The organism is Inquilinus sp. CA228 (assembly GCF_052078665.1).
In the GTDB taxonomy this organism is placed as follows: Bacteria; Pseudomonadota; Alphaproteobacteria; order DSM-16000; family Inquilinaceae; genus Inquilinus.
On the sequence record NZ_JBQJIK010000032.1, the window covers coordinates 1 to 14,220 of the forward strand.

A 14,220-nucleotide genomic window follows, 5' to 3' on the forward strand; every position below is an offset into this window, starting at 1 on the left:
GGCGACCCCGGCACCGCGGTCTACGCCGCCCATCGCGACACCCATTTCCGGGTCCTGCGCGACGTCAAGCCGGGCGACGAGATCGACATCACCCGCCGCGACGGGCGCCGCGTCACCTTCAAGGTGACCGGCACCCGGGTGGCGGTCTGGGACGTCTCAGGCATCGACCCGCGGGCGCCCGGCCGCAACCTGGTGCTGGCCACCTGCTGGCCGTTCGACGCCACGACCCGCGGCCCCTACCGCTACCTGGTGGAGGCGGAGGAGGTCCGGCAGCCCGGTCCGGCGGGCGCGGTGGTCGCCGAGGCGGCTCCGTGAGGTCAGCGGCGCCACCGTGGGCGGCCATAACCCCGTCGCCTCTCCCCGCCCGGCCGGATACAGTGCGGCCAGCGCGAGGAGGCGACGGGTTGGCGACAGAGGCGGAGACCACAACGGATCGGCGCGCCGCCGGCACCCACCGCCGCACCATCCCGCTGTCCGGCACGCTGGCCGTGGTCATGGCCGGGCTGGTGGCGCTGACCGCGGTCGACGTGCTGGCCGTGTTCTGGTTCATGACCGCCGGCACCACGCGCGACCTGCTGGCCCGGGCGGCGCAGCTCGGCCTCGATTCGGTCCAGGCCCGGATCGCCGACCGCTTCACCCCGGTCGAGGACCAGCTCGCCTTCCTGGCGCGCGAGATCGCGGCCGGGCATACGGATGACGGCGCGGCGCTGGACCGGTTGATGACCGGCGCCCTGGCCGGCACGCCCCAGGTCCGGGTCCTGTCCCTGACCGGCCTCGACGGCGCGATCCGCGGCGTCACCCAGGGCCCGCACGGCGTCTTCACCTTCACCGACACCATCCACCGGGACGACGAACGGCAGGAGATCGAGACGGCGCGCGGGCGCCGGGACGCCTATTGGGGGCCGGTCCATTTCGTGCCGGCGGAGGTGATGCGCACCTCGGTCGCCAATCTGCACCGGCCGGTCCATGCCGACGACCGCTTCGTCGGGGTGTTGACCGCCACGATCACGGTCGATGCGCTCTCCGACCATTTGCGGACGATCGCGGAGGCCAATCCCGGCACCACGCCCTTCATCCTCTACGGCCCCGACCGGGTGCTGGCGCATCCCGCCATGGCGACGCAGCGGCCGGCGCTGTCGCCCGAGCATCCCCTGCCCTCGCTGGACGAGGTCGGCGACCCGTTCCTGGCGGGGCTGTGGACCGAGGCGAAGCGCGAGACGGTGGGCGAGATCGACCTGGAGGCTCGCGTCGTGCGGCTGGGCGACGATGGCCGCGTCATCCTGACCCGCACGGTCGAGGGCTACGCCCCAAGGCCGCTGATCGTCGGCGTCGAGGTGCCGGTCGAGGTGCTCGACAAGCCGACCGACGACCTGCTGCGCGCCGCCCTGGCCGGGCTGGCGGTGCTGGCGATCGCCATCCTGGTCGCCATCGTCGTCAGCCGCGCCATCGCCCGGCCGGTCGGCGCCATGGCGCGGGAGGTGCGCGCCGTCGGCTCGCTCGACTTCGCCGCCCTGCGCCCGCTGCCCGGCAGCCTGTTCTCCGAGCTGAACGAGCAGGCCCGCGCCTACAACACCATGCTGACTGGGCTGCGCTGGCTCGAGACCTATGTGCCGAAGGCGCTGGTGCGGCGCCTGCTGCGCGGCGGCGGCGCCATGCCGTCCACCGAGCGGGTGGTGACGGTGATGTTCACCGACATCGTCGACTTCACCGCCACGGCCGAGCGGATGCCGGCGGCCGAGGTCGCGGCCCTGCTGAACGCCCATTTCGACCTGCTGGGCCGCTGCGTCGAGGCCGAGGACGGCACCATCGACAAGTTCATCGGCGACTGCGTGATGGCGTTCTGGGGCGCCCCGGACGACCAGCCCGACCACGCCGACCGGGCCCTGCGCGCCGCCCGCGCCATCGCCGCGGCCGTGACGGCGGACAATGCCGCCCGGCGCGGCTGCGGCCTGGCGCCGCTGCGCGTGCGGATCGGCCTGCACAGCGGCCCGGTGGTGGCCGGCAATATCGGCATGAGCGGCCGGTCGGGCTACACCATCGTCGGCGACGCGGTGAATCTCGGCAACCGGCTGGAGCAGCTGGGCAAGGCGGTGGCGCCAGCTGACGAGGTCGTGGTGCTGGCCAGCGGCGAGACGGTAGAGCTGGCGGCCGGCGACCGGTCGGACCTGCGCAGCCTCGGCCCCCACGCCGTCCCGGGACGGCGGACGGAGATCGAGATCTTCCGGCTGGAGGGTCCGCCTCCGCCCGGTTCCCACTGAGGCCCGCCATGCTCGACCACGTCTCGATCACCGTCTCCGACCTGGCCGCGGCGGAGCGCTTCTACGACGCGGTGCTGGCGGCGCTCGGCATCGCCAAGGTCGGAATCCTTCCCGCCGAGGCCTGGATCGGCTATGGCGAGCGCAGCGACGCCGACCATCCGGAGCGCAGCTATCTCTCGATCCGGCTCGGCCCGCGGCCGGACGACGCGCCGCGCCGCCACTGGTGCTTCAGGGCGCCGAGCCGGGCCGCGGTGGCGGCGTTCTGGCGCGCCGGCCAGGCCCATGGCGGCCGCGACAACGGCGCCCCGGGCCTGCGGCCGGAGTACCACCCGAGCTACTACGCCGCCTTCCTGCTCGACCCCGACGGCAACCGGATCGAGGCGGTGTGCCACCGGGTGGGGTGAGCCGCCGTCGAATCGGATTGCCAACTGCCAAGCTCGAAGCAGAGCGCGGCACGCGGCCAAGAATAGCGGCAGAGGGCGGGGACCGGTCCTTCCGGAGGGTACGGCAAGACATCCGGATCGCGCGAAAAAGCCGACATGGCATCGCTGTCCCGGCGGCATCCCTCAACGCTCGACTGTATCGACCAACCCGGCTGCGACATCGCGTGAACATTCCTCGAGATCCTGTATCACGCGCCGCCGATCGGCCCGGCGTCTCACGAGAGCGGTTTCCACGGGAGGAACGCCGATCTCGACGTATCGGATTGCCGGATTCGAATAGTAACGCTCCACGCGTTCGCCAACGATGACGACGGCCTCGCCGGATTCGACGACCGCAAGGCATTCCCTGATCGTCGTGACGACCGGCCCTCGCGCGATCGCCCGCCCGGATGGAGTGTGGTCAGGGAAATGAATCGCCGCCCACGCGCCCAGCTGATGATTGTCCGGCAATGTCGGCAAGGTCTCGAGCGCAAGCTCCTCCGGATCGATCATCTCACGGTCGCAAAGCCTGTGATCGGCAGGCACGACCAGCTTCTTCTTCTCTTCGAACAGGACCGCGCATTGCACCAGGCCGTCATGGGACAGCGGCAGCCTGCAGAACGCCGCGTCGACCTTGCCGATTGCAACCGCCTCGAACTGGTCCAGCAGCGAAAGCTCCACCCAATCGATATCGATGTGGAACTTGCTCCGGAGATGCCGGACAAACGGCAAGGTGTACTCGTAGAGACCGCCACCGAGAAAACCGATCCGCAGCCGGCTTGACTGGCCCAGGGCGGTCTTCCTGCAATCGTCCAGCGTGGCGCGGAGGACCAGGGCGGCGGGTTCGACGCCGAGGCGGAACTTCTCGCCAAGGGGCGTCAGTTGAACCCGCCTGCTCGTTCTGACGAAGAGCTGTCCGCCAACCTCCTTCTCCAGTGAATTGATCGCTTCGGAGACGGAGGATTGGGCGAGAGACAATCTCTTTGCTGCCCTTCCGAAATGTAGATCCGTAGCGACCGCCAGGAAGCAGTCGATCTGCCGCAGTTCCACGCCCATCCTCACGTCAACCGATTGATCGGGTGCGCCGATTATGGACAAGCTTATGCCTCGGGCAGGGGCGCGACAACTTACATGATCATTTCCCATCAGATGGCAAGAGAAGATTGATCGGAAATGCCGATCGAATGCGTGCCCATCGGCGCTTGATAGCAGGGTCCGCAGCCAAAATATCTGTGACCAGCGACGCGACCGGTGGAGAGAAGGCACGATGGGCAGATTGCAAGGCAAAGTGGCCGTCATCACGGGCGGCACTCAAGGTATCGGCCTGGCCACGGCGAAGCTTTTCGCCGGCGAGGGGGCTCATGTCTTCATTACCGGTCGCCGCCGGCAGGAACTTGAAGACGCCGTGGCGTCCATCGGCGACGCCGTCACGGGCGTTCAGGCCGACGTCCTGAACCTGGCCGACCTCGATCGTCTTTACGAGAGCGTCAAGACGAAGGGCCGGATCGATGTCCTGTTCGCCAATGTCGGGCTGGGCGGATTTGTCCCGCTGGGAAGCATCACCGAGGAGTATTACGACAGGACCTTCGACACGAACGTGAAGGGACTGCTCTTCACAGTTCAGAAGGCGCTGCCGCTGCTGAACGACGGCGCGTCCATCATCCTGACCGGTTCCGCCGCGGCCGCCAAAGGCACCCCCAATTTCGGCGTCTACGCCGCGAGCAAGGCGGCCGTTCGCTCATTCGTGCGAACCTGGACCGCCGAGCTGAAGGACCGGCGCATCCGCGCGAACGTCCTCAGCCCCGGGCCCGTCGTCACGCCGCAGGTGGCGCTCCAGCCGCCCGAAGCCATTGCCCGCATCGTGTCCACGGTGCCGATGGGCCGGATGGCGGAACCCGAGGAGATCGCCAGGGTCGCACTCTTCCTGGCCTCGGATGACTCCAGCTTCGTCACCGGGATCGAACTGTTCGCCGATGGCGGCAGAGCCCAGGTCTGACGGTCGCCAGTCAGCGGCAACACCGGTCCCAACACGGAGACACCCATGTCGCGCATCATCAAGTTTGCGAAGGCCGGCGGCCCGGAAGTCCTCGAATTCATCGAAACGCCAGTCCCCGCTCCCGGTCCGCATGAAGTTCGCATCAGGGTCAAAGCCATCGGCATCAACCGTGCCGAATCCATGTGGCGCAACGACGAGTATGTCGGGCGCGTCACATTTCCCGCGGGGCTGGGATACGAAGCAGCCGGCATCGTCGATGCCGTGGGCGAGGCCGTCGCGAACGTCGCCGTGGGGGACGTCGTCAGCACGATTCCAGCCTTCTCATTCTACCAATACTACACCTACGGCGAGGTCGTTCTGGTGCCCGACCATGCCGTCGTGAAGCACCCGGCAACGCTCTCGTTCGTCGAGGCCGCGTCCATCTGGATGATGTTCATCACGGCCTATGGCGCGCTCATCGTCGACGCCCAGGTGAAACCGGGCGACTTCGTGATCATTCCCGCCGCGTCCAGCAGCGTCGGCCTGGCGGCGATTCAAATTGCCAACCACGCCGGCGCCATTCCCATCGCACTGACGCGCACGTCAGTGAAAAAGCAGCGGCTGCACGAGGCTGGCGCACCGCATGTCATCGCGACACGAGAGCAAGACATGGTCGCCGAAGTGATGCGCATCACGAACGGGGATGGCGCACGCATCGCCTTCGATCCCGTGGGCGGCAACGACTTTCCCAAGCTGGTTTCAGCCCTGGCCAATCTGGGCACCATCTACATCTACGGCGCACTCAACGAAGGGGCCACGCCGCTGCCGGTGCTGGAGATGATCCTCAAGATGCCGACGGTGAAGGGATACAGCCTGCGCCGGGTCATGGGCGACGGGGCCCACCGGGCGGAGGCCGTGAACTACGTCGTCAAGGGCCTCGCGAGTGGCGCGCTCAAGCCGGTGATCGATCGCATATTCACGTTCGACGAGATGGTGGACGTGCACCGCTATCTGGAGAGCGGCGACCAGTTCGGAAAGATCGTGGTGACGGTGTGAGCACCGCGCGACGCGTCAATCAGCCCTTGATCGCCGGGTGCCCTTCAATTGCGGCCGAACAGGAGCAAACACCATGCCTGCGCCCTACACCGGCGGATGCCAATGCGGCTCCGTGCGTTATCGATTGACGATGGAACCGATGCGCGTGGCCGCCTGCCATTGCAGGGAATGCCAGCGTCAATCCGGCAGCGCCTTCGGCATGGCCATGCCGGTGCCGAGAGACAGCCTGACGGTGACCGGCCCGACGAAGCAGGTCATGCGGATCGCCGACAGCGGCAACCAGGTGACGGGTGTGTTCTGTCCCGAATGCGGCGTCCGCATCTATCATGTCCTGCCGTCCGCACCGGATGTGCTTTCCCTCAAGCCCGGCACTCTCGATGACACGAGTTGGCTCCGGCCAGACCGCTTCATCTGGATGAAGAGCGCGCAGGGCTGGGTTCCCGTTCCCGACGGCGTCACAGCGCTCGAGGGCGGAACCTAGACACCGAGGTCCCGGCCCGGGAATCGCCGTGGCGTCGCCGGCTTGCCTTGCCGCCCGACCTCGCCGGTCTTCGCCGGCGTCCACCAGGACCAACGCGCCTGTGAAAGGTAGGACGATGCCCAGAGGATATTTCCTTGGTGAATTCGAAATCACCGATCCGGCCGCCTATGAGGCTTACCGCGTGAAAGTCCCGGATATCATCTCGGCGCATGGCGGCCGAATTCTCGTGCGCGGCGGAGAACCGCAACCGTTCGATGGCACCATGCCGCAACGCCGCTTCATTGTTGTCGAGTTCGACAGCCCGGACGCCGTGAGGGCTTTCTATTCCTCCGACGCCTATCAGGCGGTGCTGCCGTTCAGATTGAACGCCAGCACCAGCGATGGCTTCGCGTGCCTGCTGACCGGAGTCGAGTAGGTTGTCCGGCCCTCCGGAGCGTTGTCCGCTATTGGATCGCCGAGACATCCAGGGGCACTTCGCAACGGGAACCAGGCGGTGAATCCAGTCCCCTACAGCCCCACCGCCCCCGGCGGGGCCAGGGACAGGCGGCGGGCGGCGGCGATCAGGGTGTCGAGCAGCTCCTGCCGCCGCGCCTCCGGCGTATCCAGCGGGGTGACCAGGCACAGGGTCGCCACCGCTCGGGCGTCGTGGTCCACCACCGGGGCCGCCAGGCAGCAGGTGAAGCGGTCGACCAACTCCATGGTCACGGCGTAGCCGCGCGCCCGCGCCGCCTCGGTCTCGGCGACGAAGGCGGTGAGCTCGATCCGCTCGCCCGAGGGCAGCGTGAAATCCTCGTCCGGGATGAAATCGGCGATCCCGGCCGCGTCCAGATGCGCCACCAGCAGCCGGCCGGAGGCGGTCCAGGGGATCGGCAGCCGGATCCCGACCTCGGAGGTGATGCGGAAGGTGCGCCGCCCGGGCTCGTTCAGCATCACCACATACTGGCTGCCGTCGAGCATGCAGAACTGCGCCGTCTCGCCGGTCTCGGTGGCCAGCCCCAGCACCTCGCGCCGGGCCCGGCTCAGCAGGTCGACGCCGGCGACATAAGTCTGGGCGTAGTAGTGCACGGCACGGCCGAAGAACACCGCCCCGCCGTCGCCCACCGGCTCCAGGATCCGCGCCGCGGTCAGCCGGCCGACGATCTCGTACAGGGTCGAGCGCGGCGCGCCGATCGCCTTGGCCAGCTCGCCCATCCGCACCGGCCCGCGCCGCGCCTGCAGATGCTCCAGGATCGCCACCGCCCGGTCGATGCCCCGCTCCCGGCTGGTTGCCATGGACGCCCCTTCGCTGCGTTGGATTGCATTCGCCCCAAGCCGAGCCTATCGTATCGATTGTCCGACATACAAGATCATTGTCCGATATACCGGACAAGAAACATGGAGGCTGAGATGCGCATCGTGACCCGCACGCTGCTTTCGGTCAGCGCCGCCACCTTGCTGCTGGGCACCGCCGCCGGCGCCCTGGCGGCCGACAAGCTCCAGGAGGTGCTGAGTCGCGGCAAGCTGATCGTCGGCACCGGCAGCACCAACCCGCCCTGGCACTTCAAGACCGAGCAGGGCGACCTGGCCGGCTTCGACATCGACATGGCGAAGATCATCGCCAAGGGCCTGTTCAACGACCCCAGCAAGGTCGAGTTCGTGGTCCAGTCCTCCGATGCCCGCATCCCGAACCTGACCACCGACAAGGTCGACATTACCTGCCAGTTCATCACCGTCACCGCCGCCCGGGCGCAGCAGGTGAACTTCACCATCCCCTACTACCGCGAGGGCGTCGGCCTGCTGCTGATGAAGGACGGCAAGTACAAGAGCTATGACGAGCTGAAGGCCGCCGGCAGCGGCGTCACCATCTCGGTGCTGCAGAACGTCTATGCCGAGGCCATGGTGCATGCGGCGCTGCCGGAGGCGGCGGTCGACCAGTATGAGAGCACCGACCTGATGTACGAGGCGCTGAACTCCGGCCGGGCCGAGGCCGCCGCCACCGATATGTCGTCGCTGCGCTGGTTCATGAAGCAGAACCCGGACCGCTATCTCGACGCCGGCTATGGCTGGAACCCGCAGACCTATTCCTGCGCCGTCAAGAAGGGCGACCAGGACTGGCTGAACTTCGTCAACACCGCGCTGCACGAGGCGATGACCGGGGTCGAGTACGACACCTACGCCGCCTCCTTCGAGCAGTGGTTCGGCCAGCGCCCGCCGGCCCCGGCCATCGGCTTCCCGACGGAAATGCGCTGAGAGCCCATCCGATAATGCTACTGGCGTGGCCGTCTGACGGCGGTTTCTGCGCTTCCGGTGCTCACGGACTCAAACGTCCGCTGCGCTCCGGTTCTCGAAACCACCGCCAGCCGACTCACGCCAGCGCATTCTCGAACGGGCTCTGTGCTCTGCACGGGGCCGAAAGGCACCAACGGAGACGCGGGTGAACTACCAGTTCAATTTCGGCGCGGTCTGGGCCAGCCGCGACCTGCTGCTGAGCGGCCTGGCGCTCGGGCTCGGCCTGGCGGTGGTGTCGATCCTGATCGGCTGCGTCCTCGGCCTGGTCGGCGCCTTCGCCGCCACCTCGCGCAGCCGGGTCGCCCGCGGCCTCGCCTCGGCCTACGTCACATTCTTCCGCAACCTGCCGATCCTGGTGATCCTGCTGTTCGTGTTCTTCGCCCTGCCGCGGGCGGGGATCCGCCTCGACAAGATCGACAGCTTCGTCGCCTCGCTGTCGGTCTATGCCGGAGCCTATCTGGTCGAGGTGTTCCGCGCCGGCATCCAGTCGGTGCCGAAGGGCGTGATCGAGGCCGGCACGGCGCTTGGCCTCAAGCCGATGCAGATCCGCCGCCTGCTGGTGGCGCCGCTGATGCTGCGCAACATCCTGCCGGCGCTGGGCAGCAACTTCATCTCGCTGTTCAAGGACACCTCGCTGGCCGCCGCCATCGCGGTGCCGGAGCTGACCTTCTACGCCCGCAAGATCAACACCGAGAGCTTCCGCGTGATCGAGACCTGGATGGTCACCAGCCTGCTCTACGTCGCCGCCTGCACCGTCATCGCCTACCTGCTGCGCCGGCTCGAGGCGCGGCTGCGGCTGCCCTGAGGAGCCGGCGATGGATGCCTTCCTGCAGCAGGTCTGGGTGGCGCGCTGGGCCCTGCTCGACGGAGCCTGGCTGACGGTGCAGATCTCGGCGCTGTCGATCGCCGCCGGCACCGTCTTCGGCGTGCTGGTCGGCCTGGCTCTGACCTATGGCGGCCGCACCCTGCGCTGGCCGGCCCGGCTGTTCGTCGACTTCGTCCGCGGCACGCCGGTGCTGGTCCTGGTGCTGGCCGCCTTCTACGTCCTCTCCGTCATCGGCATCCAGCTGACCGCGGTGCAGGCCGGCATCTTCGCGCTCGCCGTGTTCTGCAGCTCGCATGTCGGCGAGATCGTGCGCGGCGCGCTGCAGGCGATCCCGCCGGGCCAGACCGAGGCGGCGAAGTCGCTCGGCCTCAGCTTCCGCCAGACCGTGGTCCTGGTCCTGCTGCCGCAGGCGCTGCGCCAGATCCTGCCCAGCTGGGTCAACACCGGCACCGAGATGGTCAAGGCGTCGACCCTGCTGTCGGTGATCGGCGTCACCGAGCTGCTGCTGGCCACCAAGGAGGTGATCAGCCGCAACTACATGAGCCTGCAGTTCTATCTGCTGGCCGCGGCGGTCTATTTCGTCGTCAACTTCGCCATCGAGCGCCTCGGCAAGGCCCTCAGCCGCCGCGCCGCGCTGCGGTGAGGGCGCATGCCGGCGCCCCACTGCCGAAATCTTCGACATTCCGGCTGCAATTGCTTCAAATAAATATTACCGGTTTATGTACCGTCAAACCCGAGAGCCGATCTCGATCATTTTCTTTAATTTCATCGCATCAGAAAATAAGATTTCGCTGAACAGAATCCACTCACCATCCTGGCAAGATCGAGTCTATATAGACTTCGAATCGGCCGTGAAGTCAGACAGAAGCCGGCGAAACCTTTCAAGGCTCTCCGGCTCCGCCAGATTTCGTGGCCGTCCGTGGCCTTTGCCTTCGGCAGGGTCGCGTCCCGGTCGGGCGAGCGGCGGCCTCCGGGCCCCTGCCCCGCGACGGGCACCGTCTTCGGACATCGCGTGTGACATGCAAGGGGGACATGGACATGACTGCGACCAGCACCACCACCAACGGTTCCGACATCATCATCGGCACGCCTGGCGACGACACCATCGACGCCGGCGGCGGCAATGATGTGGTGAGCGGCGGCGGCGGCAACGACACCATCGACGGCGGCAGCGGCTTCGACGTGATCACCGGCGGCGCCGGCAACGACGTCATCGACGGCAGCGAAGGCTTCGACGTCATCGACGGCGGCGACGACAACGACTGGGTGCGCGGCGGCGAAGGCGCCGACGTCATCACCGGCGGGGCCGGCCGCGACAAGATCTCCGGCGGCGACGGTGCCGATGTGCTGGACGGCGGCGCGGGCAATGACCTGCTGCGCGGTGGCGCCGGCGCCGACATCCTCAGCGGCGGCGATGGCATCGACGTCGCCAGCTATGCCGAGAGCGGCGCCGCGGTCTCGATCAACCTGGCGACCCATGTGAACCATGGCGGCAACGCCGAGGGTGACGTGATCAGCGGCGACATCGAGGCGATCCACGGCAGCCGGTTCGGCGACACGCTGACCGGCGACGGTGGCGGCAACACCCTGCGCGGCCTGGCCGGCGACGACACGCTGACCGGGGCCGGCGGCGATGATCGGCTGGTCGGCGGCGCCGGCGCCGACCGGATCGAGGGCGGCACTGGCGCCGACACGCTGCTCGGCGACGACGGCGCCGATCGCTTCGTCTATGCCGCGGCCGGCGACACCGGCACCGGTTTCGACACCCGCGACATCATGGTCGACTTCTCTTCCACCGACGGCGACAAGATCGACCTGGCCGGGATCGACGCCGACGGCAATGCCGGCAACGGCGACACCGCCTTCAGCTTCATCGGCGGCGCCGCCTTCTCCGGCCAGGCCGGCGAGCTGCGCTTCGTCAATGACGGCGTGGTCTCCGTGGTCATCGCCGACATCGACGGCGACCGCCAGGCCGACCTGTCGATCGCGCTGATCGGCAGCGGTCTGACCCTGACCGCCGGGGACTTCGTGCTCTAGCGTCGGAGTGACACGAGCGACCTGATCGCGGCCGACGGCGGGCCGACGCTGGATCTGGACTTCCGGGACAGCGCCGGCCCGTCGCCGGCGACGACGCTGCCGGCACGCCACTGGCCGGCACGCCACTGGCCGGCCGGCAATAATTACATTTCGGTGAGTATTTCGATGCCCTGGAAGCGCTTCCGTCATAGGCAGCCGCGCAGATCGCTGCCGCTGCACATCAGGTCATTCTGATATTGATCAAAATCCTATCAACTTGCAGATATGAGCCTGAGAGGACGTATTCTCAGATATTTCAGGAATCTTTAACCTGCCTCTTCAAGAAATTCGTGGTTAGATGCCCAGTCGCGTATGCACAACGAGAGTGGCTGACATGTCGGTCATCGGGTGCACTGCAAGCCCCCGCAGCCAGGCGACAGCGCCGCCCATGCATACGCCACGAGGGCGCCCGTGCCGGTAATCGACGCAGCGTCTGGCCGCCCGGATCGCCGGAGTGCGGCAATCCACAACCGTGACCCTGCGCCGCAGACGTGGCGCGTCAGCACGAGAAGGGGAATGAACCATGGCCGTTATCAACGGAACCGCGGGATTTGATGCCCTCCACGGCACGAGCGATGCCGACACGATCAATGGTCTGGGTGGCAATGACTACCTGTACGGTGTTGGCGGGGCCGATGTGCTCAATGGCGGGGATGGTATCGACATGATCCGCTATGAGGCCTCGTCTGCCGCCGTCTCGATCAACCTCGCCACCGGCGCCGCAAGCGGCGGCGATGCCGTCGGGGACACCTGGACCGAAATCGAAGGTGCGGCCGGCAGCAACTTCGACGACACGCTTATCGGTGACGCCGGCAACAACGTGTTCTATGGCTTCGGCGGCGACGATACGCTCGATGGCGGGGACGGCGACGACGTCCTGGCCGGCACCGGGGGCGCGTCCGGCGTCGGGGGTGCGGATCGTCTCATCGGCGGCAACGGCATCGATACCGCAAGCTATGACGATCCGAACCTGACCTCCGGCGTCGAGATCAACCTCACCTCCGGAACCGGGTCCGGAGAGGCCGCGGCCGGGGATACGTTCTCCAGCATCGAGAATGTGTGGGGCTCCGCTCACGACGATGTGCTGATCGGCAGCGCGGATGCGAACACACTCGAAGGCCGAGCCGGCAACGACCAGATCATCGGCATGGAAGGCGACGATGTCCTGATTGGCGGTGCGGGCGACGATGAGCTGCATGGCAGCTGGGGAGCCGACACGCTCGATGGCGGGGACGGCATCGACGTCATCGCGTATCTCAACTCGGATGCCGCCGTCACGGTCAACCTCGCCACCGGCCAGGCAGAGGGCGGTTATGCCGCCGGGGACCAGTGGACCGGCATCGAAGGCGTGAGCGGCAGCCAGTTGAACGACATCCTGACCGGCGATGCGGCTGCAAACTCGCTCAACGGCCTTGAAGGAGAGGACCGCCTCGAAGGCGGCGCGGGCGCGGACACGCTCAATGGTGGAGCCGGCGACTTCGATGTAGCGCTGTACAGCGGCTCGTCTGCCGCTGTCGTGGTCGACCTTCTCGCCGGCACGGCCAGCGGGGGCGATGCGGCTGGAGATACCCTGACGGGCATCGAAGGCCTGACCGGCTCCGATCATGACGACCAGCTCCTGGGCGATGACCTCTCGAACGGCATCTATGGCGGCGCCGGCGATGATCTCCTGCGCGGTCGCGGAGGGGTCGACCTGCTCATTGGCGGGGACGGCGTCGACACCCTCGACGGCGGGGACGGCGAGGACGACCTCAGAGGCGACATCGGTGATGACGCGCTGCACGGCGGCGCGGGGGCCGATTCGCTCGATGGCGGGGACGGCATCGACACGGCCTTTTACGATGACTCTTCCGCCGCCGTGTCGATCAACCTCGCCACCGGCGTGGGCAGCGGCGGTGACGCGGCAGGGGATCAGCTGACCGCCGTTGAAGATGTGTGGGGCAGCAGCTTCGACGACACCCTGACCGGCGATGCGGCCGCGAACCGGCTCATCGGCGCGAGCGGAAACGACACCATCGACGGCGGTGCCGGCGCGGACTGGCTGATCGGTGGGGACGGCGCGGATGACATCACAGGCGGAGCCGGCGATGACGACCTGCACGGTGGTGCCGGAGCCGACATGCTCTATGGCGGGGACGGCGTCGACTCGATCTCCTATGAGCTGTCGTCCGCTGCCGTGTCGATCAATCTCGCCACCGGCGCGGCCAGTGGCGGTGATGCCGCCGGAGACCAGTTCACCGGCATTGAAATCGTGTGGGGCAGCGACTTCGACGACACGCTCGTCGGTGATGCCGGCAGCAATGAGCTCGATGGTTTCGACGGCGACGACCTGCTGCGCGGTGGCGCCGGGATGGACAACCTTATCGGCGGCGGTGGCGACGACCAGCTGGTCGGCGGCGACGGTGACGACCGGATCGAAGGCGGCGCGGGTGCCGACAGGCTGTTCGGTCAGGCCGGTGCCGACAGCTTCGTCTATGCCGCGGCCGGCGACACCGGCACCGGCTTCGACACCCGGGATGTCATTGCCGATTTCTCCTCCGCCGACGGCGACCGGATCGACCTCGGCGGTATCGATGCCGACGGCGACGACGGCAACGGCGATAGCGCCTTCACCTTCATCGGCGGCGACGCCTTCTCCGGCCAGGCCGGCGAGCTGCGCCTCGTCGACGACAGCGGGTCTGTGACCGTGGTCGCCGCCGACATCGACGGCGACCGCAATGCCGACCTGTCGATCGCGCTCATCGGCAGCGACCTGACCCTGACGGCCATGGACTTCGTGCTCTAGCCGGCCACACCGCAGGGCTCCTCCTCATTGCCGCCCAATCTTACCGATGGTAACTTACCTTTGGTAAATTCAA

14 protein-coding genes are annotated in these 14,220 nt (G+C 67.5%); 12 read left to right on the top strand and 2 right to left on the bottom strand.

Annotated elements, in window-relative coordinates:
- From ACTOWL_RS17255 to ACTOWL_RS17265, 3 genes are all read left to right on the top strand, one after another.
- On the top strand, nt 1–315 hold a 315-nt coding region (locus tag ACTOWL_RS17255), incomplete at its 5' end, for a class D sortase (RefSeq protein ID WP_441322492.1).
- Nucleotides 316–404: 89 nt separating this feature from the next.
- Nucleotides 405–2,258 (top strand): adenylate/guanylate cyclase domain-containing protein, encoded by a 1,854-nt coding sequence (locus tag ACTOWL_RS17260; protein ID WP_441322493.1) that lies wholly within the window; start codon nt 405–407, stop codon nt 2,256–2,258.
- An 8-nt stretch (nt 2,259–2,266) separates the two neighbouring features.
- A complete protein-coding gene (locus ACTOWL_RS17265; RefSeq protein WP_441322494.1) occupies nt 2,267–2,662 on the top strand; it encodes a VOC family protein in 396 nt (131 codons plus the stop codon).
- 162 nt (nt 2,663–2,824) lie between these two features.
- Here the strand turns inward: ACTOWL_RS17265 and ACTOWL_RS17270 are convergent, their stop codons facing one another.
- Nucleotides 2,825–3,730, bottom strand: coding sequence for a LysR family transcriptional regulator (locus tag ACTOWL_RS17270; protein ID WP_441322495.1), 906 nt, complete (start codon nt 3,728–3,730; stop codon nt 2,825–2,827).
- Nucleotides 3,731–3,947: 217 nt separating this feature from the next.
- Here ACTOWL_RS17270 and ACTOWL_RS17275 point away from each other — a divergent pair, with 217 nt between their 5' ends.
- The 4 genes from ACTOWL_RS17275 to ACTOWL_RS17290 all read left to right on the top strand — a co-directional run bounded on the left by ACTOWL_RS17275 (nt 3,948) and on the right by ACTOWL_RS17290 (nt 6,607).
- Nucleotides 3,948–4,676: an SDR family NAD(P)-dependent oxidoreductase gene (locus ACTOWL_RS17275; RefSeq protein WP_441322496.1), complete on the top strand. Its 729-nt coding sequence runs from the start codon at nt 3,948–3,950 to the stop codon at nt 4,674–4,676.
- A 45-nt stretch (nt 4,677–4,721) separates the two neighbouring features.
- On the top strand, nt 4,722–5,711 hold the full coding sequence (locus ACTOWL_RS17280; RefSeq protein ID WP_441322497.1) for a zinc-dependent alcohol dehydrogenase family protein: 990 nt from the start codon (nt 4,722–4,724) through the stop codon (nt 5,709–5,711).
- 73 nt (nt 5,712–5,784) lie between these two features.
- The gene (locus ACTOWL_RS17285) at nt 5,785–6,192 is read left to right on the top strand and encodes a GFA family protein (RefSeq protein ID WP_441322498.1); all 408 of its coding nucleotides are present in this window, start codon (nt 5,785–5,787) and stop codon (nt 6,190–6,192) included.
- A 115-nt stretch (nt 6,193–6,307) separates the two neighbouring features.
- Entirely contained in the window at nt 6,308–6,607 is a 300-nt protein-coding gene (locus ACTOWL_RS17290; protein ID WP_441322499.1) for a DUF1330 domain-containing protein, read from the top strand.
- A gap of 92 nt (nt 6,608–6,699) precedes the next feature.
- Here ACTOWL_RS17290 and ACTOWL_RS17295 read toward each other — a convergent pair whose 3' ends face one another.
- A complete protein-coding gene (locus ACTOWL_RS17295) occupies nt 6,700–7,464 on the bottom strand; it encodes an IclR family transcriptional regulator (RefSeq protein ID WP_441322500.1) in 765 nt (254 codons plus the stop codon).
- 114 nt (nt 7,465–7,578) lie between these two features.
- Here ACTOWL_RS17295 and ACTOWL_RS17300 point away from each other — a divergent pair, with 114 nt between their 5' ends.
- From ACTOWL_RS17300 to ACTOWL_RS17320, 5 genes are all read left to right on the top strand, one after another.
- Nucleotides 7,579–8,421 (top strand): transporter substrate-binding domain-containing protein, encoded by an 843-nt coding sequence (locus ACTOWL_RS17300; RefSeq protein WP_441322501.1) that lies wholly within the window; start codon nt 7,579–7,581, stop codon nt 8,419–8,421.
- A 184-nt stretch (nt 8,422–8,605) separates the two neighbouring features.
- On the top strand, nt 8,606–9,265 hold the full coding sequence (locus ACTOWL_RS17305; RefSeq protein ID WP_441322502.1) for an amino acid ABC transporter permease: 660 nt from the start codon (nt 8,606–8,608) through the stop codon (nt 9,263–9,265).
- A gap of 10 nt (nt 9,266–9,275) precedes the next feature.
- Nucleotides 9,276–9,929: an amino acid ABC transporter permease gene (locus tag ACTOWL_RS17310; RefSeq protein ID WP_441322503.1), complete on the top strand. Its 654-nt coding sequence runs from the start codon at nt 9,276–9,278 to the stop codon at nt 9,927–9,929.
- A 395-nt stretch (nt 9,930–10,324) separates the two neighbouring features.
- Nucleotides 10,325–11,323 (top strand): calcium-binding protein, encoded by a 999-nt coding sequence (locus ACTOWL_RS17315; protein ID WP_441322504.1) that lies wholly within the window; start codon nt 10,325–10,327, stop codon nt 11,321–11,323.
- Nucleotides 11,324–11,885: 562 nt separating this feature from the next.
- The gene (locus ACTOWL_RS17320; RefSeq protein WP_441322505.1) at nt 11,886–14,147 is read left to right on the top strand and encodes a calcium-binding protein; all 2,262 of its coding nucleotides are present in this window, start codon (nt 11,886–11,888) and stop codon (nt 14,145–14,147) included.
- The last annotated feature ends 73 nt before the right edge of the window (nt 14,148–14,220 follow it).